General features: G+C 48.7%; 25 protein-coding genes. 17 read left to right on the top strand and 8 right to left on the bottom strand.

From position 1 onward, the window contains the following. Positions 1–11: 11 nt before the first annotated feature. The 4 genes from ruvX to H6995_00385 all read left to right on the top strand — a co-directional run bounded on the left by ruvX (position 12) and on the right by H6995_00385 (position 3,408). A complete protein-coding gene (gene ruvX / locus H6995_00400; protein MCP5213455.1) occupies positions 12–449 on the top strand; it encodes a Holliday junction resolvase RuvX in 438 nt (145 codons plus the stop codon). A 1-nt stretch (position 450) separates the two neighbouring features. After that, on the top strand, positions 451–978 hold the full coding sequence (pyrR, locus tag H6995_00395) for a bifunctional pyr operon transcriptional regulator/uracil phosphoribosyltransferase PyrR (protein ID MCP5213454.1): 528 nt from the start codon (positions 451–453) through the stop codon (positions 976–978). 103 nt (positions 979–1,081) lie between these two features. Further along, positions 1,082–2,131 carry an aspartate carbamoyltransferase catalytic subunit gene (locus H6995_00390; protein ID MCP5213453.1) on the top strand — a complete coding sequence of 350 codons (1,050 nt, stop codon included), beginning with the start codon at positions 1,082–1,084 and terminating at the stop codon, positions 2,129–2,131. Next, positions 2,128–3,408 (top strand): dihydroorotase, encoded by a 1,281-nt coding sequence (locus tag H6995_00385; GenBank protein MCP5213452.1) that lies wholly within the window; start codon positions 2,128–2,130, stop codon positions 3,406–3,408. The genes H6995_00390 and H6995_00385 overlap by 4 nt, the downstream gene beginning before the upstream one ends. On the opposite strand, the gene H6995_00380 is transcribed toward H6995_00385, so the two are convergent. Both H6995_00380 and H6995_00375 read right to left on the bottom strand, forming a co-directional pair. Continuing rightward, on the bottom strand, positions 3,399–4,538 hold the full coding sequence (locus tag H6995_00380) for a PilT/PilU family type 4a pilus ATPase (protein ID MCP5213451.1): 1,140 nt from the start codon (positions 4,536–4,538) through the stop codon (positions 3,399–3,401). The genes H6995_00385 and H6995_00380 overlap by 10 nt on opposite strands. Before the next feature lie 52 nt (positions 4,539–4,590). Next, positions 4,591–5,631 (bottom strand): type IV pilus twitching motility protein PilT, encoded by a 1,041-nt coding sequence (locus tag H6995_00375; GenBank protein MCP5213450.1) that lies wholly within the window; start codon positions 5,629–5,631, stop codon positions 4,591–4,593. A 98-nt stretch (positions 5,632–5,729) separates the two neighbouring features. On the opposite strand from H6995_00375, the gene H6995_00370 reads away from it, so the two are divergent. The 8 genes from H6995_00370 to H6995_00335 all read left to right on the top strand — a co-directional run bounded on the left by H6995_00370 (position 5,730) and on the right by H6995_00335 (position 12,026). Further along, positions 5,730–6,416, top strand: a complete 687-nt coding sequence (locus tag H6995_00370; GenBank protein ID MCP5213449.1) for a YggS family pyridoxal phosphate-dependent enzyme — start codon at positions 5,730–5,732, stop codon at positions 6,414–6,416. A gap of 9 nt (positions 6,417–6,425) precedes the next feature. After that, entirely contained in the window at positions 6,426–7,256 is an 831-nt protein-coding gene (locus H6995_00365) for a pyrroline-5-carboxylate reductase (protein ID MCP5213448.1), read from the top strand. 95 nt (positions 7,257–7,351) lie between these two features. After that, a complete protein-coding gene (locus H6995_00360; protein MCP5213447.1) occupies positions 7,352–7,942 on the top strand; it encodes a YggT family protein in 591 nt (196 codons plus the stop codon). A 69-nt stretch (positions 7,943–8,011) separates the two neighbouring features. Continuing rightward, complete coding sequence (locus H6995_00355; GenBank protein ID MCP5213446.1) at positions 8,012–9,163, top strand: homoserine O-acetyltransferase; 1,152 nt, start codon at positions 8,012–8,014, stop codon at positions 9,161–9,163. Next, positions 9,160–9,768, top strand: coding sequence for a methionine biosynthesis protein MetW (gene metW, locus H6995_00350; protein ID MCP5213445.1), 609 nt, complete (start codon positions 9,160–9,162; stop codon positions 9,766–9,768). Before H6995_00355 ends, metW begins: the two co-directional genes overlap by 4 nt. A 1-nt stretch (position 9,769) precedes the next feature. Then, positions 9,770–10,369, top strand: coding sequence for an RdgB/HAM1 family non-canonical purine NTP pyrophosphatase (rdgB, locus tag H6995_00345; protein MCP5213444.1), 600 nt, complete (start codon positions 9,770–9,772; stop codon positions 10,367–10,369). After that, positions 10,353–11,501, top strand: coding sequence for a radical SAM family heme chaperone HemW (hemW, locus tag H6995_00340; GenBank protein ID MCP5213443.1), 1,149 nt, complete (start codon positions 10,353–10,355; stop codon positions 11,499–11,501). The genes rdgB and hemW overlap by 17 nt, the downstream gene beginning before the upstream one ends. A gap of 63 nt (positions 11,502–11,564) precedes the next feature. Then, a complete protein-coding gene (locus H6995_00335) occupies positions 11,565–12,026 on the top strand; it encodes a ferritin family protein (GenBank protein ID MCP5213442.1) in 462 nt (153 codons plus the stop codon). 53 nt (positions 12,027–12,079) lie between these two features. Here the strand turns inward: H6995_00335 and H6995_00330 are convergent, their stop codons facing one another. Together H6995_00330 and H6995_00325 are read right to left on the bottom strand one after the other, a co-directional pair. Further along, positions 12,080–12,667: a UbiX family flavin prenyltransferase gene (locus tag H6995_00330; GenBank protein ID MCP5213441.1), complete on the bottom strand. Its 588-nt coding sequence runs from the start codon at positions 12,665–12,667 to the stop codon at positions 12,080–12,082. A 62-nt stretch (positions 12,668–12,729) separates the two neighbouring features. Beyond that, positions 12,730–13,221 (bottom strand): Lrp/AsnC family transcriptional regulator, encoded by a 492-nt coding sequence (locus H6995_00325; GenBank protein MCP5213440.1) that lies wholly within the window; start codon positions 13,219–13,221, stop codon positions 12,730–12,732. A 276-nt stretch (positions 13,222–13,497) separates the two neighbouring features. On the opposite strand from H6995_00325, the gene H6995_00320 reads away from it, so the two are divergent. The 3 genes from H6995_00320 to H6995_00310 all read left to right on the top strand — a co-directional run bounded on the left by H6995_00320 (position 13,498) and on the right by H6995_00310 (position 17,594). Continuing rightward, positions 13,498–14,961: an NAD-dependent succinate-semialdehyde dehydrogenase gene (locus H6995_00320; GenBank protein MCP5213439.1), complete on the top strand. Its 1,464-nt coding sequence runs from the start codon at positions 13,498–13,500 to the stop codon at positions 14,959–14,961. 39 nt (positions 14,962–15,000) lie between these two features. Continuing rightward, on the top strand, positions 15,001–16,284 hold the full coding sequence (gene gabT, locus H6995_00315) for a 4-aminobutyrate--2-oxoglutarate transaminase (GenBank protein ID MCP5213438.1): 1,284 nt from the start codon (positions 15,001–15,003) through the stop codon (positions 16,282–16,284). 107 nt (positions 16,285–16,391) lie between these two features. Continuing rightward, complete coding sequence (locus H6995_00310) at positions 16,392–17,594, top strand: CoA transferase (GenBank protein ID MCP5213437.1); 1,203 nt, start codon at positions 16,392–16,394, stop codon at positions 17,592–17,594. Positions 17,595–17,727: 133 nt separating this feature from the next. Here the strand turns inward: H6995_00310 and H6995_00305 are convergent, their stop codons facing one another. The 4 genes from H6995_00305 to H6995_00290 all read right to left on the bottom strand — a co-directional run bounded on the left by H6995_00305 (position 17,728) and on the right by H6995_00290 (position 21,132). Further along, positions 17,728–18,624 (bottom strand): AEC family transporter, encoded by an 897-nt coding sequence (locus H6995_00305; GenBank protein ID MCP5213436.1) that lies wholly within the window; start codon positions 18,622–18,624, stop codon positions 17,728–17,730. Positions 18,625–18,660: 36 nt separating this feature from the next. Further along, complete coding sequence (locus H6995_00300; GenBank protein ID MCP5213435.1) at positions 18,661–19,059, bottom strand: hypothetical protein; 399 nt, start codon at positions 19,057–19,059, stop codon at positions 18,661–18,663. A gap of 156 nt (positions 19,060–19,215) precedes the next feature. Beyond that, complete coding sequence (locus tag H6995_00295) at positions 19,216–20,427, bottom strand: hypothetical protein (GenBank protein ID MCP5213434.1); 1,212 nt, start codon at positions 20,425–20,427, stop codon at positions 19,216–19,218. A gap of 414 nt (positions 20,428–20,841) precedes the next feature. After that, on the bottom strand, positions 20,842–21,132 hold the full coding sequence (locus H6995_00290; GenBank protein MCP5213433.1) for a hypothetical protein: 291 nt from the start codon (positions 21,130–21,132) through the stop codon (positions 20,842–20,844). A gap of 241 nt (positions 21,133–21,373) precedes the next feature. Between H6995_00290 and pstS the strand changes: the two genes are divergently transcribed. Both pstS and H6995_00280 read left to right on the top strand, forming a co-directional pair. Continuing rightward, positions 21,374–22,360, top strand: a complete 987-nt coding sequence (gene pstS / locus H6995_00285) for a phosphate ABC transporter substrate-binding protein PstS family protein (GenBank protein ID MCP5213432.1) — start codon at positions 21,374–21,376, stop codon at positions 22,358–22,360. A gap of 170 nt (positions 22,361–22,530) precedes the next feature. Beyond that, positions 22,531–24,825: an ABC transporter permease subunit gene (locus tag H6995_00280; protein MCP5213431.1), complete on the top strand. Its 2,295-nt coding sequence runs from the start codon at positions 22,531–22,533 to the stop codon at positions 24,823–24,825. The last annotated feature ends 20 nt before the right edge of the window (positions 24,826–24,845 follow it).

Raw genomic sequence — 24,845 nt, 5'->3', positions numbered from 1 at the left:
GTACCGATAAAATCTCACAGCAACCGCGTCGTATTTTGGCCTTTGATTTTGGCACAAAACGGATTGGAGTAGCTATCGGGCAAGAAGTAACTGGCACCGCAACACCATTAGCAGCACTTTCAGCAAAAGATGGCATTCCAGATTGGCAGCTGCTAACCTCACTGATTAAACAATGGCAACCAGATGCCTTTGTCGTCGGTATTCCCTTGAACATGGACGACAGTAGCAGTGAGATGGCTGTGCGCGCCAGAAAATTTTGTCATCGACTACATGGACGTTATCACAAACCAAGCTATGGTATGGACGAACGCCTTTCTACCTTTGCCGCCAAGTCAGAACTCGCGAGCGAGGCTGCAGCAACATATAACATTACCAGTGTCGATAGCTTGGCCGCAAAGCTGATTTTGGAGAGCTGGTTCCAGCAACAAACTATTGTAAAGGAGAGTTGACATGGCGCTCATCCCAGTCAGTCAATTATTGGCAGGTATTCAACAGCAACTACTCGACCATATGTCGGCCAAATCTATTACCAACCCGTTAATCATAGGTATTCATACCGGTGGTGTATGGCTAGCACAACGAATACATGATGCTCTTACCCAAATCCACAAGGTGAACGATCCCCTCGGCACCCTGGATATTTCATTTTATCGCGATGATTTCACTCAGGCGGGTTTGAACCCTAACGTAAAGCCTTCAACATTGCCTGCTTCAACGGAAGGGCGCCATATTATCCTCATCGATGATGTGCTGATGACAGGACGTACTATTCGCGCTGCGTTAAACGTATTATTTGAGTACGGCCGACCAGCTAGCATCACATTAGTGGCATTAGTCGATCTCAACGCACGCGAACTACCTATCAAAGCAGATATTGTTGGGCAAGTCTTAGATTTACCGTCAAATCAACGCGTAAAACTTTATGGTCCTGAGAATTTAAGTCTGAAAATCAAGTCATTGGAGCAGGAAAGCACTTAGGAAAACCTTGATTAATTGGTCTGCAGCAAAGGCTTTTTTAATCACGAAAATATTTATAATATGTTTTCGCAATCCGCTGAAAATTGTTTAAACTACGCGACCTATGGGGCCTATTGCCGAATCACCACAAATTCAGCTTACCGACAGCGGTCAACTCCGCCATTTTCTCACTATTGAAGGCTTACCCGCCTCGCTTCTAACCGAAATTCTTGATACTGCCGATTCCTTTATTAGCATGGAACAGCAGTCTGTCAAAAAGGTACCGTTGCTACGCGGAAAAACCGTTGTTAATTTATTTTTTGAGCCTAGCACCCGCACCCGCACCACCTTTGAACTTGCTGCCAAACGCCTATCTGCGGACGTCCTCAATTTAAACATTAGCACCTCCGCCACCACCAAAGGCGAATCGTTGCTCGACACCCTAAAAAACCTCGAAGCCATGGCAAGCGATATGTTTATCGTTCGCCACGCGCTGAGTGGTGCGCCGCATTTCATTGCGGAACAAGTCACTCCGGAAATAGCTATTATCAACGCTGGCGACGGACGTCATGCACATCCTACTCAAGCAATGCTCGACATGCTCACCATTCGCCGCCACAAAGGTGAGTTTGAGCAACTGAGTGTTGCCATCGTCGGAGATATTCTGCATTCCCGTGTAGCGCGCTCGCAAATACACGCGCTGAACATATTAGGTGTGCCCGACATTCGTGTCATTGCTCCCAACACGCTCTTACCCTTCGATGTTGAATCGCTCGGAGTCAAGCTTTACAGCCGTATGGTCGATGGGCTGGCAGGTGTTGATGTAGTCATTATGCTGCGTTTACAGAATGAGCGCATGCAGGGAGCCCTGTTGCCGAGTCAGCACGAATTTTATCGGCTTTATGGCTTGACCAAGGACAAACTAAAATACGCGCACCCGGAAGCTATCGTCATGCATCCCGGCCCAATTAATCGCGGCGTGGAGATCGAATCGGAAGTTGCGGATAGTGCACAATCCGTCATTCTCAATCAAGTCAGTTACGGCATTGCGGTGAGAATGGCGGTAATGTCGATGGCAATGAGCGGTCAAACCACCCAGAATCAAGCCCGCAATGAAGCGTTGAATGAGCTGCAAAATCTTGCGCCACAGCTCTCAGGCGAGACCTCAAGATGAACCTTCTGATTAAGGGTGGGCATTTAATTGATCCCGCCAATGAAATAGACACCGTCTCCGATATTTATATCGCCGACGGCAAGGTCACCGCGCTGGGGGAAGCAGCTCAATCCTTTACCGCAGACACCCAGATTAACGCGGCTGGTTTAATCGTATGTCCCGGTTTTATTGACCTATTTGCCAGCATACCCGAGCCCGGTTTTGAACATAAAGGAACCATCACAACAGAAACACGAGCCGCCGCCGCAGGAGGGGTTACTACGCTCTGCTGCCCACCAAACACATCGCCAGTCATCGACTCCCCCTCCGTCGCCACGCTGATTCAAGAACTAGCTCGCCAGGTTCGTTGCTGTCGTGTCAAACCCATTGGCGCAATCACCAATGGGCTTAAAGGCACACAGTTAAGCGAAATTTACGCACTCAAGGAAGCAGGCTGTATCGGCATCACCAATATGCGACAGCCCTTCGCGGACAATGCCGTATTATTGCGCTGTTTAGAGTACGCCGCGACCCACCAAATGACTGTATTTTTCAGCTCTACAGATATCGCGCTGGAGCAAGGTGGCTGTGTTCACAGTGGCTCTTATAGTACGCGCTTGGGCTTAGCGGGCATCCCAGAAACGGCGGAGACCGTTGCTCTGGTACGCGATCTATTATTGGTCGAACAATCTGGAGTAAGGGCACACTTTGGCCAGCTTTCAACTGCTCGCTCGGTCGAGCTAATAGCAACCGCTCAGGCTAGAGGCATACCGGTGACGGCAGATGTAAGCATCCAGCATTTAATCGCCACCGAGGAAGATATACATGATTTTAATGCCCTCTATCATGTGCAACCACCGTTCAGAGCGAAATCGGATCGAGATGCACTCAGGCAAGGCGTGAAAGAAGGCGTCATCAGTGCCATTTGCTCCTATCATCAACCCCACGAAATAGCGGCGAAAATGGCTCCGTTCGCGGATACTGCACCTGGCATTTCCACTATTGAAACCCTGCTTCCTTTGGCGTTACAACTGGTTCAGGAAAATCTTCTCGACCTGCCGGAATTAATTCAGAGACTGACGATTGGTCCTGCCACAGCAGCTAATATTGGAAGTGGTAGTTTGGCTGTGGGCGAAACAGCGGATATCTGTATTTTTAATCCAACTGAGCGTTGGCAAGTGCAAGCAAAGACCTTATTTTCACGGGGACACAATACACCGTTGCTGAATAATGAGGTGAGCGGAAGGGTCTGTTTCACCCTTCTTGCTGGGGAAAGAGTGCACCAGGCTCAACGCTGAAACGGCTTGCCTTTCTCCCCTTGAAGCGTAAATTTATCTGCGGCATTCATGGCATCTTGCACGTGGGTTTCTGAATCTAATTTGATCATCAAGCGTAAGTCATTCATTGAGTCAGCATGCTTTAACGCCGCTTCGTAAGTAATATCACCATTCTTAAAGGCTTTGAATAACCCTTGATCAAAGGTTTGCATACCAATTTCCGTTGACCGCCCCATAATTTCTTTCAGTAAATGCACTTCCCCTTTGCGGATGATATCCGCCACGATGGGCGTATTAATCAGCACTTCCACTACCACCGCGCGCCCCTTACCATCTGGTTTGGGAATTAGTTGCTGCGCCACAATTGCTTTCAAGTTTAGGGATAAATCCATCCAAATTTGTGGATGTCGGTCGGCGGGGAAGAAGTTAAGAATACGTCCAAAGGCCTGGTTGGCGTTATTCGCGTGCAGTGTTGCTAAACACAGGTGGCCGGTGTCGGCAAAGATAATAGACTGCTCCATCGTCTCTCGGGTTCGAATTTCACCTACCAGAATCACATCAGGAGCCTGTCGTAAGGTATTGCGCAACGCAACTTCAAAGCTTTCCGTATCAATGCCCACTTCTCGTTGCGTGACAATACAGTTTTTATGCTGATGAACATACTCAATCGGGTCTTCAATACTGATAATATGCCCATTCGCATTATTATTACGGTACCCAACCATGGAAGCTAAAGACGTTGATTTACCAGTACCGGTTGCACCAACAAACAGCACCAAGCCTCGCTTAGTCATTGCCAACTCATCAATTACCTCCGGCAGCCCCAGCTCAGAGGATATTGGAATTCGCGTTTCTATTCGCCGCAACACCATGCCCACCAAGTTACGCTGATAAAAGGCACTGACACGGAAACGGCCTACGCCACGGGCACTAATCGCAAAGTTACATTCATGACTCACCATGAATTCTTTACGTTGCGCTTCATTCATTGCGCCCAGCACTGTTTCACGTGCTTTTTCCGGACTCATCGGTTCGCTACTTAAATGCGAAATCACACCGTCAACCTTAATACTGGCTGGAACACCGGCGGTAATAAAAAGGTCCGATGCCTTTTTATCCACCATTATTTTCAACATCATATTCAGGTCCACAAGGTCACTCCTTTAGCTGCTCGAAGAAGGCTTTTGCTTTCAATAATTTAAATTATCGAGCAAAGCTGTCTGGGTTGGACGCTTTTTCCCGCGCCGACTCCATAGTAATGAGTCCCTTCGCCAGCATCTCTTTTAAGGTCTGATCGAGCGTCACCATACCATGCGCAGAGCCCGTTTGGATTGCCGAATACATTTGCGCAATTTTATCCTCTCGAATGAGGTTTCGGATCGCCGGGGTAGAAATCATAATTTCATGAGCCGCAACCCGTCCGCCGCCACATTTTTTTAACAATGTCTGAGAGATAACACCCTGTAGTGATTCCGACAACATGGAGCGCACCATCGATTTTTCTTCACCGGGAAACACGTCAATAATCCGGTCTATCGTTTTGGCAGCTGAGGTCGTATGTAAGGTACCGAATACCAGGTGTCCCGTTTCAGCGGCAGTTAAGGCTAACCGAATGGTTTCTAAATCCCGCATTTCACCAACCAGTATCACATCAGGGTCTTCCCGCAAGGCAGATCGCAAGGCTTCGCTGAAACCATAGGTATCACGATGCACTTCACGCTGGTTGACGAGACATTTTTTGCTTTCATGGACAAATTCAATTGGATCTTCGATAGTCAGCACGTGGTCATAGCGAACGTTATTGACATGATCAATCATCGCCGCCAGCGTAGTACTTTTACCCGAACCCGTTGGCCCAGTCACTAACACCAGCCCTCTGGGCAAGGTCGCCAGTCGCGTAAAGACCTTACCTAGCCCCAAATCTTCCATCGTCAGCACTTTGGAAGGGATCGTCCGAAATACCGCACCTGCGCCACGGTTATGGTTAAAGGCATTTACCCGAAAACGCGCCACACCCGGCACTTCAAAAGAGAAATCCGTTTCCAGATATTCCTCAAAATCCTTACGCTGTTTATCGTTCATGATATCGTAGATCAGCGCATGCACTTCCTTATGTTCCATCGCAGGGACATTAACCCGACGGACATCCCCATCAACACGAATCATTGGCGGCACACCGGCCGACAAATGTAAGTCAGACGCATTTTGTTTTACGGTAAACGAAAGTAGTTCCGTAATATCCATAGGACTTCATCACCATTCAATTATTTTGTAATTAATGTTAGCCTTTCAAGCCAACTTTATATACGCACTTTGCAGCCAATTTCAGCAAACAGGTCGTCATGCAAAACCCTATTGCCCATAATATCATTCAATTGCGCGCTCGCATCAGCACAGCAGAAAAAAAATTCAACCGTACACCGGGTATAGTACAGCTTATCGCAGTTAGCAAGACGAGAGGCGCAAATGAGCTAAGAAAGGCGGCTCAAACAGGCATCAAAGATTTCGGTGAAAATTATCTACAAGAGGCGCTCGAAAAACAAAAGGCGCTGACGGACCTCGGCATTACTTGGCATTTCATCGGACCAGTCCAATCCAATAAAACAGCGGAAATTGCCGCTCATTTTGACTGGGTTCATAGTGTTGACCGGCTCAAAGTCGCGCGTCGACTTGACGAACAACGACCTCAGCATTTACTCCCACTCAATATCTGCCTGCAAGTTAATATCAGCAACGAAGACACAAAGTCGGGCGTTAAGCTAGAAGACCTTGATCAATTGGCTGCACAAGTTTCGCTTTTACCCCGTTTAAAACTGCGCGGATTAATGGCAATACCTGCTCCGGACCGATCAGAATCAGAGCTGCGAGCCGATTTCTCCGCCATACAAAAAGCGCTGTCTCGGTTAAACAATCAAGGATTTAATCTGGATACTCTATCGATGGGGATGACAAATGATTTAGAATGCGCGATTGCCGAAGGCGCTACTATGGTGCGTATCGGCACTGCTATTTTTGGTTCCCGCAATTAGGATTGTCATATGCCGCTTGCATTGCAGAATGAAACCGCAAAATTAACCTTTATTGGTGCTGGCAATATGGCCAGTTGTATTATCGGTGGACTGATCAGCAATGGTTTTCCAACCAACCTCATTTGCGCTTCAGACCCAAACGAAAGCGCACTAAAAAAGCTCTCAGATCAGCATGGTATCCATATCAGCCGCAACAACGCCACAGCAATTGCCGAGGCCGACGCTATTATCCTGGCGGTCAAACCGCAGATCATGCAGCCAGTGTTAACTAATATCGCGACAGATATTCAAGGCAAACAGCCATTGATTATCTCTATCGCCGCTGGCATCACCATCAATAACATTCAACGCTGGCTGGCATCGAATCTACCCATTGTCCGCACCATGCCAAACACACCGGCATTAGTGCAAACTGGAGCGACGGGCTTATACGCCAATGCCAAGGTGAACAGCATTCAGAAGGCACTTGCGGTAATGATTTTTGAGTCCATCGGCATTGCCGTTTGGTTCGATAATGAAACCGATATGGATCGAGTGGTTGCGCTATCGGGCAGCGGCCCCGCTTACTTTTTTCTCGTCATGGAAGCGATAGAGAAAGCCGGTATTGAGCTTGGATTAACTCCTGAGGTGGCGCGCAAGCTAACGCTACAAACCGCTCTCGGTTCTGCCAAGCTAGCGCTGACGGAAAACCTGGACCCCGCCGAACTTCGACGCCGGGTCACTTCGCCGGGCGGCACTACCGAAGCTGCAATTCATGAATTGCAGGAGGGCGGGATGGTGCAGCTTTTTGCGAAAGCTATTCAAGCCGCAGCCACTCGCAGCAAAGAACTGGCGGGCTGAGTGTTAGCCACTACACTTATGAAACCTGAGGAGAGCAGTCGAGTGGCGACTGACTCAAATTATAAATTTCAATCATTCAACAAGGAATATTCCTAGTGGATTCACTTGTCGGCGCAGCCATTTTTCTTATCAAAACACTATTTAGTCTTTACCTCTTAGCCATTTTGTTACGCTTTTTACTGCAAATTGCGCGTGCGGATTTTTATAATCCGTTGTCTCAAGCCATTGTCAAGATCACCGACCCAGCACTGCGGCCTTTACGTCGAATAATCCCAGGTATTGGCGGAATTGATCTGTCCTCGCTAACCCTTGCGCTAATCGTCCAAGTCGCGGCAATTTGCCTAGTGTTTTTACTGCTTGGTCAAAGCGTACCTAATTTTTTATTAGTACTGTCCTGGGCCTTTGTTGGCCTTGCTGCCACCATTTTGAATATCTACTTCTTTGCGCTGATTATCGTCATCGTTTTAAGCTGGGTTGCGCCGCAGAGCTACAGCCCCGGCGCAGCACTAGTACAACAACTTACTGATCCGATCATGCGCCCCGCGCGCAATCTTATACCGCCAATCGGTGGTTTGGATCTATCGCCCATTTTCATCTTCATTGCCATTAAACTGATCGAACATCTGGTTATTGATCAACTTGCTCTCGTCTTAGGTATTCCGCGACAGCTCATTCTCGGCCTATGACGTTCCCTAAAGATTGAATTTACCGCGCATGCTCATTAGACTGCGCGTTCAGTCCTGATAAAAATACGCATGCCAAAAAACTTTCCCGCCAATTCTGTGGGTCTCGTCAAACCACAAATGATGCAGTTCAACGAAGCACTGACGCTGGCGTGTGGCCGCGAGTTAACTAACTACCAACTGGCCTACGAAACTTATGGCGAACTCAATGCAGATCGTTCTAATGCGGTATTGATATGCCATGCCCTCAGCAGTAACCATCACGCCGCAGGTTATCATGAAGGTGATGAAAAACCCGGCTGGTGGGATGCCTGTATCGGCCCCGGAAAACCCATCGATACGCGTCGTTTTTTCGTGGTTTGCGCCAACAATATTGGCGGCTGTCATGGTAGCACTGGTCCAAGCAGCATCAACCCGGCGACCGGCAAAACCTGGGGGCCGAATTTTCCACCCTTGCGTGCACGCGATTGGGTGCACGCGCAGGCAAGGCTCGGTGACAACTTAGATATCAGTCAATGGGCCGCCATCGTTGGCGGTAGTTTAGGCGGTATGCAGGCGATGCGCTGGTCATTGGAATACCCTGACAAGCTAAGACACTGTGTGGTGATCGCCTCAGCGATGAAACTTTCGGCCCAGAATATTGCCTTCAACGAAATTGCCCGTAACGCCATTCGTTCTGACCCGGACTTTCATGCGGGCAACTATGCCGAGCACAATACTATCCCCAAACGCGGTCTAACACTCGCGCGCATGATTGGCCATGTGACCTATCTATCAGATGATTTGATGGGGAAAAAATTTGGCCGCGAATTACGGAGTGGTGATTTTCAGCAGGGCAGCTACAATGCTGTCGAATTTGAGGTGGAAAGCTATCTGCATTATCAAGGGGATAAGTTTTCCGAAGTATTCGATGCCAATACTTATATTCTGATTACCCGCATTCTCGATTATTTTGACTTGGCACGGGAATACGAAGACGATCCCGTCAAGGCTTTCAGCCAAGCACTTTGTAAATTCCTAGTGGTTTCTTTCACCACGGATTGGCGCTTTGCGCCGGAGCGATCACGCGAGATTACCGACGCGTTGATCGCAGCTGGCAAAGATGTTTGCTATGCGGAAGTCGACGCCCCTCAGGGCCATGACGCCTTCTTGTTGCCCATTGATCGTTACCTCTCTCTACTCGGCGCCTATATGCAACGCGTTGCCGACGAGGTATCCGCATGAGTAACAGGCTACGCAATGATTTAAGTATTATTCAAAACTGGGTATCGCCGGAAAGCCGAGTATTAGACCTTGGCTGTGGCGATGGCGCCTTGCTAAAGCTTTTGATGGAAAACAAAAAGGTTCTAGGTTACGGACTCGAAATCGATGCCGAGCAAATTACCGAATGTATTCGTAAGGGCGTCAATGTGATAGAGCAGGATCTCAACAGCGGCCTCAGCAATTTTAAAAATAATAGTTTTGATACCGTGATTATGACGCAAGCGTTGCAAGCAATGCATCGTCCGGACCTGGTGTTGGACGAGATGCTACGCGTCGGCAAAGAATGTATCGTTACTTTTCCGAATTTTGCCAACTGGCATGCTCGGCTCTATCTGGCGCTGCGCGGTCGTATGCCAGTGACCAAACAGCTTGCCTATCAGTGGTACGACACGCCTAATATTCACTTTTGTACGGTCAAGGATTTTGAGGTTCTGTGTGACGAAAAGAATATCTGCATCCTGGACAGACAGGTGGTTGCTCAGCGATTCCCTGACCGCTTGCTAAAAGACCTCGCCCCCAACAGCTTTGCGGAAACCGCAATCTATCACCTGAGTAAAAACCACTAATATGAAGATTGTGCTGGCCAGCTCTAACCTGGGCAAACTTAAAGAAATTCAGCAAGTATTGGCACCGTTAAACTTGACACTTATCCCTCAGTCAGAATTTGTGCAGGAAGAGGTAGAGGAAACCGGTCTAACCTTTATTGAAAATGCCATTATCAAAGCCCGCCATGCGGCTAAGATGTCAGGGTTACCCGCCCTCGCTGACGATTCAGGCCTTGCCGTGGACGCACTAAATGGTGCGCCTGGAATATACTCTTCACGCTACTCAGGACTCGAGGCCAACGATACAAAGAATAACGAAAAACTATTGCGCGAATTAGAAAAAGTACCCGGCGCCCCAAGAACCGCACAATTTCATTGTGCTTTGGTCTATATGCGTCATGCGCAAGACCCTTCGCCACTGATTGCGCAGGGCGTTTGGAAAGGCGAGATTCTTCAGCAACCGCGGGGCGCCAACGGCTTTGGTTACGACCCTTTATTCTTCTGTCCTAAATTGAAACTAACCTCTGCCGAACTACTCCCAGAAACTAAAAATAAAGTCAGCCATAGAGCGAAGGCTCTCGCTCTGCTAGTTACGCAGTTGCAAAATGCCGCCAACGTTTAAACAGTTACCGCCCTTAAGCCTTTACATACATATCCCCTGGTGTATCAAAAAATGTCCCTACTGCGACTTTAATTCGCACGCAATCACCGGCGATTTACCTGAACAAGCCTATATCGCCGCCTTACTTGCAGACCTTGATCGGGAGATCAAATATGTACAAGGCCGGCCACTAGAATCGATTTTCTTTGGCGGCGGCACGCCCAGCCTGCTTTCGGTGACTGGCATAGATACGATATTACGCGGCGTGGCTCAACGGATTAATTTTTCCGACCGTATTGAAATCACCCTGGAAGCCAACCCTGGCACTTTTGAACGGGATAAATTTGCTGGGTTTCGACAAGCCGGTATTAATCGCCTATCAGTAGGGGTGCAAAGTTTCAACCCAACCCACCTGAAGCAGCTAGGCAGAATTCATAGCGCCGAAGAAGCGATTCAGGCCATTGTCCAAGCCAAGGAAAGTGGCTTTGACAACATTAATATCGACCTGATGCATGGCCTTCCTAGACAAAGCACCGCACAAGCATTGGAAGATTTACAGGCCGCAATCGTACAAAACCCAGCACATATTTCCTGGTATCAGCTGACCATTGAACCCAACACCGAGTTTTACAGCAACCCACCAAGGTTACCGGACGATGATCAGCTTCACCACATCGAACAGCAAGGTCTTCAGCTTTTAGCACAGCATGATTATCAACAATATGAAATATCAGCCTATAGCAAGGCAGGCAGGGAATCACTGCATAATTTAAACTATTGGCGGTTTGGCGATTATCTTGGCATTGGTGCCGGAGCACATGGCAAAATAACCCTACTAGATGAACAACTCATTATCCGCACGCGTAAATCGCGTCAACCCAAAGATTACCTTAACGTGGCAACTCGCCTGGCAATACCACCAAAAACTATCCCGCCTATCTCAATTCCAGGTGAATTTATGATGAATGCGCTGAGGTTAAACCAAGGCTTTGCTCCTGAGCTGTTTGAGCAAAATAGTGGTTTACCTCTGAGCAGCATTTTGCCGCTTCTTAACCAAGCTCAACAAGACGGTTTGCTAGAAGTTAATGACAAAATAATAACCACCAGACAAGGCCGCCTATTTTTGAACAACCTCTTGGAACGATTTATTTAATTGATTTTTTATGTAGTTGTTACTTATAATAGTCAACCCTTACTTTTTTGCAGGAAAGAAACCATGGACTACAGCCTGAATGAATTCCTTGCCCTCGCTATCGGCATGGAAGAAGAAGCCGCTGAAAGATATTTAGAATTAGCGGATATGATGGAAGCTCACGACAATCAAAAAGTTTCTAAATTATTCCGTGACATGAACCGCTATTCTTGTTTGCACCGTGATTCCATAAAAGAAAGAGCAGGTTCTATTGAACTACCAAGCCTCAAATCCTGGCAGTATCGTTGGACCAACCTTCCCTCTGAAGTGGGTGGTGAAGAAGGTTTTGATTACTCAATAACCCCTTACGATGCACTTGAATATGCACGCGAAAATGAAGTCCGCGCGATGCAGTTCTATAAAACTGTCGCAGAGTCCTCTAGCGACGCCGAGATTAAAAAAATGGCGACTGAATTTGCGGCTGAAGAAGAAGAACATACGCAAATGCTGGATGATTTGTTGGCCAACACGAAAAGACGCCATTGATGTAAACACTACCTAAGCAGGTGCGAGCCTGCTTTTGGTTCTAGCCTATTTGCTTACTTCTCGGTCGGGTCTTCCTGCCACCTATTGACTAGTTCCGTATCGATATCAAACAGATCCAAAGTTCGCCCGATAGTGTGGTTAACCATTTCTTCCAGATTTTTTGGATTCGCGTAAAAAGCCGGTACCGGCGGCTGAATGATAGCGCCCATTTCAGCCAACTGCGTCATCGTCCTCAAATGGCCCAAATGCAGAGGCGTCTCGCGCACCATTAACACTAGGCGCCGATGCTCCTTAAGCACCACATCCGCAGCACGGGTTAGTAAATTTGTCGTCGTTCCCGCAGCAATTTCTGACATAGTTTTCACCGAGCAGGGCGCAACGATCATCCCCAACGTGCGATAAGAACCGCTTGAAATAGCCGCGCCAATATCATTGGTGGCATAGTTGACATCCGCCAGCGCCTTGACATCGTTCAGATTCATGTCACTTTCGTAACCCAAGGTAATGCCAACAGCGCGTGACACCACCAGATGGCTTTCGATGGGAGTTTCTTGAAGTGCCTGCAATAGACGAATGCCATAAATAACGCCTGACGCACCGCTAATTCCGACAATTAGGCGCTGTTTTTTGTTACTCGCCATGATGAAGTCAACCCTGTTTTAATGATCAAATTTATTATTTTGATATAGCTAAGCCTAGTCTATCACTGTCGCCACAATTCCTTAACCGGATAATCACGTCGTTGAATCACTGAGCGCATAATAACAAAGCTGTGATACTTAATTATTTTCAGATCAGCATTAAGCATATCCTGAATCACTCGCTGATACTCCTGAATACTGCGGCAGACAAACTTCAGCCAATAGTCGAAACCGCCGCCACTGATTAAATGACACTCCATAATCTGCGGTATCTTAGTGATCTGCCGCTCGAAATGCTGGTGATCGGTGAGTCGGTGCTCGGAAAGCGTCATCTGAGTAAAAATATGGATGGTTTCACCGATCAAATTAATATCTATTTCAGCGGCATAACGCTTAATGAAACCAAGCTTTTCGAGGCGCTTAACCCTTTGTAGACAAGGGCTCGGCGATAGCGCGACCGCCTCGGCTAACTTGACATTACTCATGCGCCCATCGGTTTGTAGGTGGGCGAGAATTTTGATATCGATACGATCTAATTTATGTCCGGTATGCATGGGTCAGTGACCGCCTGTCTCTACGATAGGAATTGAGGTGGCAGAAATTGATAAAGTCAGCAAAATTATATGTTGCCACAAACAATAACAATAACTTACTGTTAAACAATGAGTTATTTTTCATATATCGGCACATTATTCCGAATAAATATCAATATACAGCATAATATGCCGGACTCCCATTCACAATTAATGCTAAATGCTTGGCTACATCTGCCATCATAGATAACCTTATTGGGGAGATAGTTCGATGTCAAAATTGCGCAGGAAATCAAAATGACGATACCACTAAAAAACCCCTCATTATTACGCCACCAGGCCTATATCAATGGTATCTGGGTGGACAGTGATAACGGTGAAAACTTTACTGTGACAAATCCCGCCAATGGCGCGGTGTTAGGGTCGGTGGCGCGCTGCGGTGCTAATGAGACCAAAAAAGCTATCGCGGCAGCAGAAACCGCATTACCACAATGGCGTAACAAAACCGCCAAAGAACGCGCACTGTTACTCCGCAACTGGTTTAACCTGGTCATGGCAAATCAGGACGATCTGGCACAAATCCTCACTGCCGAACAAGGCAAACCCTTGGCTGAAGCACGTGGCGAGATCGTCTATGGCGCGAGCTATATTGAATGGTTTGCCGAGGAAGGCAAGCGTATCTATGGCGACACCATTCCTCATCCCGCCAATGACAAGCGCTTGATCTGTATTAAACAGCCAGTCGGCGTAGTGGCTTGCATCACACCTTGGAATTTTCCCAACGCCATGCTCGCTCGCAAGATCGCCCCGGCTTTGGCGGCGGGATGCACTGTTGTATGCAAACCGGCCAATGAAACACCTTTATCGGCACTGGCATTAGCAGAACTGGCAGAGCAAGCGGGTATTCCTGCGGGTGTTATTAACATAGTAGCCGGGATTACCAAGGAAATCGGCCATGAACTCACGCAAAGCCCAGTAGTACGTAAACTGACTTTTACCGGCTCCACTCAAGTCGGTAAATTGCTCATTCAGCAATGCGCCAACACAGTCAAGAAAACCTCTATGGAGCTGGGCGGCAACGCACCCTTCATCGTATTTGATGACGCCGATCTCGACGCCGCCGTGCAGGGAGCCATCGTCAGCAAATACCGTAACGCCGGACAAACCTGCGTTTGTGCCAACCGCATTCTAGTGCAAGATTCAATCTATGATGCCTTTGCCGCCAAATTTGGTGAAGCCGTGGCTCAGTTAACCATGGGCGAAGGCAATCAGGACGGCGTCACTATCGGCCCGCTAGTGAACGAAGGCGCCGCTGACGGCGTCGATGCCTTGGTACAGGACGCGCTGAGTAAAGGCGCAACAGCCGTGACCGGCGGTAAGCGCGGCAGCCAAGGCGCTTGCTTTTATGAGCCGACCATTCTCACCAATGTATCGCCAGACATGCGTGTATTTCGTGAAGAAATTTTTGGCCCCGTGGCGCCGCTGTTTAAATTCAGCACAGAGGCGGAAGCGATCCAAATGGCCAACGATACCGAATTCGGTCTCGCCTGTTATTTTTACGCGCGCGATATCGGCCGCATCTGGCGCGTTGGCGAAGCCCTGGAATACGGCATTGTCGGTATTAACGAAGGCATTATCTCCAATGAAATGGCACCCTTCGGCGGCGTCAAGGAATCCGGCAACGGTCGTGAAGGCTCTAAGTACGGCCTGGACGATTATTTAGAAATCAAATACATGTGCTTGGGCGGCATCGATAAATAACCACAGTTTCAAGCCGCTCATACAACAGGGATTAAATCTATGACCACCAATGCGAAATGGCAACAACGTAAAGAACTAGCGATAGCACGCGGCCAGGGCAACGCCTCACCGATCTATGTACAGCGAGCAGAAAATGCAGAAATTTGGGATGTAGAGGGCAATCGCTACATTGATTTTGGCGCGGGTATCGCTGTGGTTAACACTGGCCACTCCCATCCCAAGGTAAAGGCCGCCGTGCAAGCGCAGCTGGAAAACTTCAGTCACACTTGCGTGATGGTCACGCCCTATGATTCCGCTGTGATGCTTGCCGAAAAATTAAACGCCCTAGCGCCAGGTAATACGCCAAAAAAATCCATTTTCGTCACTACCGGTGCGGAAGCGGTGGAAAACTGCATCAAGATTGCTCGCGCCCATACTGGCCGTCGTGGCGTCATTGCCTTTTCCGGCGGCTTTCACGGACGCACCAATATGACCATGGGGCTAACAGGCAAGGTAACGCCCTACAAAAACCTGTTCGGCCCCTTCCCCGGCGAAATTTATCACGCCCCCTTTCCAATTAAATATCATGGCGTCAGCGTTGCTGAATCCTTGAAAGCCCTAAACAATCTGTTCAAGGTCGACATAGAACCGCGTGATGTTGCCGCTATCATCATTGAACCCGTGCAGGGGGAAGGCGGATTCTATATCGCCCCGAAAGAGTTCATGCAGGCACTGCGTAAACTCTGCGACGATCACGGCATCGTCCTGATCTGCGACGAAATCCAAACCGGTTTCGGCCGCACCGGCAAGTTTTTCTGCTCGGAATATTCCGCTATCGAAGCGGATTTAATGACTTCGGCAAAAGGTATCGCCGGCGGGTTTCCGCTGGCGGCGGTAGTGGGTAAAGCAGCAATTATGGATGCGCCGCTGCCCGGCGGGTTGGGCGGCACCTATGGCGGATCGCCAATAGGTTGTGCGGCAGCACTGGCCGTACTCGAGGTTATTGAAGAGGAAGGCTTGGTGGAGCGCGCCAACAAAATCGGCGAGCTTTTTATCGAACGTCTCAAGCAATTAAAGCAACAATTTCCCCAGCAGGTCGGCGAAGTACGTAACCTCGGCGCAATGATTGCCATGGAGCTAGTGCAGGATGGCGATGCCGAACAACCTAATCCCGATCTCACCAAAGCAATGGTCAGTGCGGCAGCGAAAAAAGGATTAATCCTTTTGTCCTGTGGTGTTCGCGGCAATGTCATTCGCTTTTTACCGGCACTGACCATCCCCGAGCAACTGATTACTGAGGGTATGGATATTGTGGCTGACTGTTTATCGGAACTCACCCGATAATCGTCCTTCGCAAAAACAGCAAAGCCGTTATTCGATTTCCAGCATGACAACTTGCTTGGCTTCGGTATAGCGGCATAATAGGGGTCTATTTCTAAGGACAAGATCCCATGACAAACACTTCCAAACCACTTGTCGGTATTCGTGTCATCGAACTGGGCCAGCTTCTAGCTGGCCCTTTTACCGGCTGCATGCTTGGTTATTTCGGCGCTGAGGTCATTAAAATCGAGCCTCCAAAGGGTGGCGATCCCATTCGAGGCTGGCGTGTACTGCGAGATAATACCTCACTCTGGTGGCGCAGCTTGGCACGCAATAAAAAATGCGTCACTCTGGATCTCAACTCTGAGCGCGGCAGCGCATTAGCCAAACAATTGATCAACACCGCCGATGTAGTCATCGAAAATTTTCGCCCCGGCGTGATGGAAAAATGGGGTCTCGGCCCCGAACAATTTGAACAATCCAACCCAGGCTTGATTTATACTCGGATTTCCGGCTATGGCCAAACCGGGCCCTACGCGAATAAAGCGGGGTTTGCATCCGTCTGTGAAGGGATCAGCGGGTTTCGCTATGTTAACGGCTTCCCCGGCGAGCCACCGGTGCGCCCTAATTTAAGCATTGGTGACACGATCGCCGGACTGCATGCCGCGCTGGGAATTTGTCTGGCGATTATCGCACGCGACAAAGATGGCAAGCATCAGGGCCAAGTGGTAGACGTGGCACTTTACGAATCCATGTTTAACCTAATGGAGGCGGTGATTCCCGAATACGATGGCGCCGGTATAATCCGTCAACCCTCCGGTACCACCGTAACCGGCATAGTGCCAACCAACACGTATCGCTGCCAGGACGGTAAATACGTGGTTATCGGCGGCAATGGCGATTCTATTTTTCAACGCTTAATGGTTGCAGCAGGCTTTCCTGAATTAGCCACAGATGTACGATTTGCCACCAATGCGGATCGGGTCGCCAATGAAGCAGAGCTAGACGAACTGCTGGAAAACTGGTGCTCACAGCATAATGCCCAACAAATACTCGATGCACTAGAGCAAAACAGGGTACCCGGCGGACCGATTTATTCGGTAGCAGACATGTTCGAGGATCCGCACTTTATTGAGCGCGGTTTATTTGAACAGGTCAGCATCAATGGCGAACCTCTCAAGATTCCGGCGATTATGCCCAGGTTGACCGCAACACCCGGCGGCACCAAATGGCCGGGACCGGAATTAGGCAGCCACAATCAAGCGGTATTTGGTGAGATACTGGGCCTATCAGCGGCAGAACTGGCGGAAATGAAAGAGCTGGGTATCATCTAGCAAAGGTCACTCTATAAAGTTGGTCATGCGTCCATGACTTGATACTAGTTCGATGAAACTGACGCAAATACTAGAATCTGACGTCTAGCGGAAAAAACTCAACAGCCCACAATGCCATCACCTCAGTCCTTCCTCAGCGCTCTAGTGCGAAAGAAATCAGCACTGGCGAGAGGATAAAGCTGAGTAACGTAGATATAACGATCAGACTGGCAACTTCGCTGGGACTGCGCTGGTAACGCAGCGCCAGCAAGTAGTTGAAAATGGCGGCTGGCATGGCCGCCTGGATCAGAGTCACCCCGCGCAGTGTTCCGGTTAGATTAAAAAGATGTACCGCCGCTAAGCCAATACCAAAACCACCTAAGACACGCAGCAGGCTGTACCAAAAATTGCGCTGCCAGACACCGGTTTTCAAGCTCGCCAGCGATACGCCAAGCGTGATCAGCATCAGTGGCACGCTCATTGCGCCCAAGAGTTCTGTCGAATTTGCTAACCACCTGGGCAATGGCCAATCATAAATCACCATAGGTAAAGCCAGTAGCGCCGACCACACCACAGGCTGTAACACCAAGTCTTTTAGACGCACCAATAACCCTTCACTGGTCTGGCTTACCAGCATAATGCCAAAACTAAAATTGACAATTAGCGTCACCAGATAAAAACCAATCGCCAGCGCTAAGCCTTCGTCACCAAAGGCAAAGAAACACAGTGGAAAACCCATGAAGGCATTATTGGGAAACAGCAATGGCGGCAGATAAACGGCCACTTGGTGGCGAAAAAAACGAATCAGCGGATAGCCGATAATCAACATACTCAGCAGGATAAACAACGAAACCCAAAAAATCTGCACCAGTGTGCCAAGATCGGGATCGACTTTGTTCATGCTGGAAAGCACCAGCGCGGGCATACCGAAGTTCATCACCATACGGGTAACGAATTCAGCATCGTAATGCAGCTGCGACCGCGCCCAGGTGTAGCCGATACTCGCGCAAACGATGATCGGGGCGATAATGGCGAAAATATCTGCCATCATAAGCTGATGCCGCCGGACAATGGTCTATTCAAAGGTCTAGTCAAGGCAAGCAAAGGCGTAATGTAGCCGGAATGACGAATCGAACGGGATACCCCATTCTTCCAACTTCAGCCAACCCTGCGGGCAGGTAGTTCTCATTTGTTGGTGTAGACTCGCAATCGCCTGGTGCAAAGAATTACTTTTATCCGCATCGAAACCATAGTCAGCATATATAAAATGCTCAGCCAATCCCTTTGTCTGCGTATCAGAACCCAGTTTTAAATACAGTTTTTTTTCACCGCTATCCGGATCAACCTCAATTAGCGGGATACTAATTTCCGTTTCATCATCCTGGGGTTGGTGAATGGGGGCTGTACGATAATGCCGAGTTTCCGCCAGGCAATACTCGAAACCAATGAGATGGATAAACAGCAGTAGAAAAATCGCGTTGTGCATAAGCCTGAACCAAATGGAGAACTGCCGCTACTTTAATTCTCCTCCGGAAACGAGTCAAACCTCTATGAACCGAAGATTATGACATAAAAAAGCCCCGCACTAGACGGGGCTCAAAGGTTTTCTTCGCTAGGGAAGAAAGGGGGGAGGAAGAAGTAATTAAAAGGCGATCTGTAAGCGTGCGGTTAAAGCGTCACCGTCATCTTCGCCGCTAATCGCAACATCGGTTTCGGCATGCACATAATTAAGCGCGATCTTCACGGCAGAGCTCACGTACCAGTTTACGCCTAAGGTGATGGTTTCCGCTTCTTCACCAGTTAAGTCCACCAGCGGGCTGGCATCGCTGCCCGTCACATCTAAAGAATCATAGCGTGCAAAAATTTCCCAAGCGCCATTGGCACCATTGGGTTTTACGGAATCGAAAGCTGCAATTTCATTTTTATATTTGCGCTTTTCGCCAGTCACAATCCAGCCAGCCTGTAAGTAATAACCATCTGCCGCCAGATCAGGCAGAGCAGACGCCCCGCTGACTTCACCATCAAAGTATTCCGCCATCAGATGTACGGAACCCAGGTTAGCAGCAGCTTCAAAGTTCCAAAATTCCATCTCATCGCCCATCAAGCCTGAATTGTATTCAGTTTTGACCTTATTAGCAGTTTTGTCCTCACCACCGCGCACACCTAGACGTGCGCCGATTTCGTCAAACTCGCCATCGCGCATGCTGTAGCCGACGCCGAAGTGTAATAAGGTATCATCAGTATTCATCGGACGAATAACGAAACGGCCGGTTACTGCTGTGTCCAGTGAGTTATCATCGGCATCGATAGCTGATTTGAATACACCTAGGTTGTAGGTAATGAAGTCGGTAGCGCCGTGAAATTTCACCCCCACGGTATTGCCCGTATCAAAGGCGCTGGCAGGTAAAGAACGTTCCATCGCAGTGGTCCATTTCGAACTGCCGGTATCTTCCAGCCCTATATTTTCCTTCTGTTGGCCAAAGGTCAACAGAGCGGTCTTGCCCCAACCCAAATAGGTGGTATTTAATTGATCAATGGAGCCACTATCGGTCAGGTTATAGGACGCTTCATAGGCCCAATCTTTAACTTTTCCCTTCATTTCGATACGGCCACGACGGAGAAACAGGTCGCTACCGGTTTCACCTTCTTCTTTATTAATGACGCCGTCATAGCTGTTGTAGTCGAGCTGAATACGGCCACCAATTTTGAATTCATAGTCACCATCTGCCGTTTTTGCCTCAAAGCCACCTTTGGTTTTAATAATGATATCCGCGCCATCGCTGGTAACTGTACCAGCCTGTGCCTGAGCCGCGAGTGCAGTGACAAGCGCCAATGGAATTAGCTTAACTTTCATAGTTGTTCCTCAATTGTGAGTTTTACATTAGATAAATTGAAAACGCGCCTATTCTGCGGTTGAAATATTGCAGTTATATGACAGCCAGAATTAAAAATTCACGCTCGCTCTTATCTTTTAGGCAGCGACAATATATTCCTGCTTTCCCTCATTCACACGCACTCTCTCATCCTGCGCTGACTTGAATAGTTTGGGACGCTGTACCGAGCCGGACTGTGACCATAGTGTCTGCACTAGCGGCGAGAGGTTATCAAGGTCGCCCGCGATAATCCATTCGACTATCGCTGTAGTGACATTCGGGTAACAAATTTATAGGCAGTTTCGTGCACTCAGTCATTGGCCGACACTGCTGTATGTCAAGACCCGCGTAAACTGGAATTCGGTCAAAGCTGCGACCTTGCTGAGCTGCTCCATTTACTTCTGGATATTCTGGATAGGAGTAACCAATAGGATTTTGCCTAAGGACAAAGACTCACTGATCAGTTCAACGCCAGCATTACAAACCACACCGGAACAGGCGGCAAAACTGTGCAGAAATCCTTTCCGGCTTTGTCGAAAAACTTCAACATTTCGATAATTGCCCTCAGGATAACCGTTACTATAAAGCGCAAATCGATAGTCAGGGAACTGTTGCAATAAAGCGATCAGCTGAGCCTGATCGTCAAAGAGCAAATAAACCAAAATGGATTGCGGATTAACACTCAAAGGTAGGCATCATACGCCTTTGCTGATTGAAGCAGTTTGTTCGCTTGCATGCGCTGCAATATAGCGAGGAAAGATTTCAACTTGATGTTACTTTTATAACATTTTTGTCATCAGACAACCTGCCTTCAGAAAATTCTCTCAAGCTATTTCCAGTGTCATATTACTGTCATATTGTTCTCTTATAGTGCGCGGGTCTGCCATTGACCTTAAATGGCGTTACTTTTTGCTTAGGAGAAAATTAATGACTGCTGCATTGACCCGAGTTACCACCGCTATCGCGCTTAGCCTCAGTATGACTGTCATCTCACAGGCGGCCATGGCCGCGTCCAAGGTTGACGCTGAGTTGCCTGTTTATCAAAAAGCCAGCGGCGTTTCCGGCAATCTGTCCTCAGTAGGGTCAGACACGCTGGCTAACCTAATGACATTATGGACAGAAGAATTCAAGCGTCTCTACCCAAACGTGAATATTCAAGTGCAGGCGGCTGGCTCTTCGACGGCACCACCGGCTTTGACCGAAAGTACCTCCAATCTGGGCCCCATGAGCCGCAAGATGAAGGACAAGGAGCTGGAAGCATTTGAGAAAAAATTTGGCTATCAGCCAACCGCCATTCCTGTGGCAATCGACGCCCTCGCGGTTTATGTGCACAAAGACAATCCCGTGAAGGGTATGAGCATGGAAGAAGTGGATGCGATCTTTTCTTCCAATCGAAAATGCGGCCGCGCCAATGACATTAATAGCTGGGGCGATTTAGGCATGACTGGCGCTTGGTCAAACCGCGATATTCAACTCTACGGCCGCAACTCAGTCTCCGGCACCTACGGCTACTTCAAAGAAAAAGCCCTGTGTAAAGGCGATTTCAAGAGTAACGTCAATGAGCAACCCGGTTCTGCTTCTGTGGTGCAGTCGGTAAGCGCCTCCATCAACGGTATCGGCTATTCTGGTATCGGCTATAAAACGTCCAGCGTGCGGGCCTTGCCTTTGGCTAAAAAATCAGGCACTGCTTATGTCGAAGCGACACCGGACAACGCAGTATCTGGCGCTTATCCTTTGTCCCGCTTTCTCTATGTCTATGTCAACAAAGCGCCGAATCAAGAACTCTCGCCTCTGGTACGTGAATTCATTAAACTGATGTTGGCTAAACAGGGACAAGAGGTGGTGGTGAAAGACGGCTACATTCCGTTACCAGCTAAAGTGGCCAAGAAAACTTTGGCGAAGTTAGGTTTATAGTGGAATTTCGTTAGTACTTGTTTTGGAACTGGAATATTCACACTCGCCATTCCAATGGAAAAGGAATTTTCCGAAATTGTACTAGCGAACTTTTAATAAATTTCGAGACTAGCAGGCGTCTACCAAGGTGCCTGCTATTTTGTTTTAAGCTGTAGTTTTAAGGGAGAGGCATGGGCGAAATAAACACCGAACTGGGCGAAGCCTTGCAACGCATAGACTTTAGCGAAGCCAAATACATGAGACGGCGACGTTTGCGGGCGTTAAATGACCGCCTCGCCAGCATTGGCATCGGTTTTGGCGGTATTAGCGTGATTATTGCCATTTTGCTGATTTTTGTTTATCTGTTATCGGAAGTACTACCCATGTTTAAGGGCGCTTCCATGCAGCCGCTGGCGCACTATGCAACACCAGCAACCGCAGCGGGAAAAACCCTGTTGCTCGCCATCGAAGAGCAAAATGAAATTGGATTACGACTAACCGACAACGGTCAGGCGGTATTTTTTAATGCCGAAGACGGCACGCTGGTCAAGCAAGTAGCCATCGCGCTGCCAACGAATGTCAGTATCACCAGTATCGCTCGGGACGCAGCGGAAACAGGAAGAATCGCCTACGGTTTAAGCGATGGCCGCGTGGTACTGTTTCGCCATCAATACAAAATAAGCTTCCCCAAGGACAAGCGAGTTATCACGCCTGTCATCGAATATCCGTTTGGTGAACAACCACTCCGTCTGAACACTAAAGGTAGCGCCTTAACCCAATTGGCCATTCGTGATGAGGACCGTCAGCTGGTGGTAGCGGCAGTAGACCAGGAAGGCACCCTACTGGCAACGCGTTTTAATAAAGAAGAGGATTTTCTCAGCGAAGAAATCAGCCTCGAAGCAGAACATATTTCGATGCCGCAGCTCGGTGACGAGATTAATTCCCTGCGGCTTGATCTGTCACAGAGTTGGCTCTACGCGCTGACGGATAGCCATTCCCTCAATATTTACCGATTGTCCGACGTCAAAGCAGTCCTGCATAGCCAAGTCAGCCTGACCGAAGGACAAGAAGTCTCCGATATCGAATTTTTGCTCGGCGGCAACTCGCTGTTGGTGGCAGATACCAACGGAAACATTTCCCAGTGGTTTCTGGTCCGCAATAGCGAAAATACCGGGCAAGCAAGCTGGACGCTGCAACAGATTCGCCGCTTTGAAACAACGGGTCAGCGCATACTCCAGGTAGCAAGCGAGCAACGGCGCAAAGGCTTTCTCACCGCTGACGCGCAAGGTGAGGTGAGAATTTTTAATTCCACCGCACATCGGCAACTCTTGTCCCAACCCGTAGCCGACGGGCCATTACTAGAAGTTGCGCTGGCACCACGCGCCAATGCCCTGCTGTTTGAAACCCACAAGGGTCAAACCGGTTTATGGCGCATCGCTAATGAACACCCTGAAGTCTCCTGGTCTGCACTTTGGCAAAAAGTCTGGTACGAGAGTTATGAAGAGCCTAAATACATCTGGCAGTCCTCTGCGGCAAATAATGATTTTGAGCCAAAACTCAGCATTACACCCTTGGCCTTCGGCACGATTAAAGCCGCATTCTACGCCATGCTGTTGGCGGCACCCTTGGCTATCTGCGGAGCGATCTTCACCGCCCACTTCATGGCTCCCGCACTGCGCCGTAAGGTAAAACCTTTAATTGAATTAATGGAAGCGCTACCGACAGTGATTCTTGGGTTCCTCGCAGGACTTTGGTTGGCGCCCTTTGTTGAAACCCATTTGCCCGGCGTTTTCAGTCTGCTACTGATCATGCCGCTGGCAATTTTATTGATGTCTTTTGTCTGGTTTCAGCTCCCCAAATCCGTGCGCCATAAAGTGCCGGAAGGCTGGCATGCAGCGTTACTTGTACCCTTAATTCTGCTGGTTTCCTGGCTGTGCATCAGCGCCAGCGGATCAATTGAAAGCGCTTTTTTCGGTGGTGATATGCGCAGCTGGTTGAGCCGGGTAGCGGGTGTTAGCTTTGATCAACGTAATGCCTTGGTGGTGGGGTTAGCCATGGGTTTTGCCATCATCCCAACGATTTTTTCAATCACCGAAGATGCAATTTTCAGTGTACCCAAACATTTAACCAACGGCTCGTTGGCGTTAGGCGCGACGCCCTGGCAAACCCTGATGCGCGTGGTATTGCTAACCGCCAGCCCAGGTATTTTTTCCGCCTTAATGATCGGCTTCGGGCGCGCCGTCGGGGAAACCATGATTGTCTTAATGGCGACCGGTAATACGCCCATTATGGACTGGAATATCTTTGAGGGTATGCGTACCTTAGCCGCCAATATCGCGGTCGAGATGCCGGAATCCGAAGTAGGCAGTACCCATTACCGAGTATTATTTTTAGCGGCTTTCGTGTTGTTTATTTTTACCTTTGTCTTTAACACCATGGCGGAAATTGTCCGACAACGTTTAAGAAGGCGATATGGCTCCCTCTAATTCTCGATGTTGGGGTCGTC

Source organism: Pseudomonadales bacterium (assembly GCA_024234615.1).
GTDB lineage: Bacteria > Pseudomonadota > Gammaproteobacteria > Pseudomonadales > IMCC2047 > JAJFKB01.
This window is presented reverse-complemented; position numbering and strand designations above follow the sequence as displayed.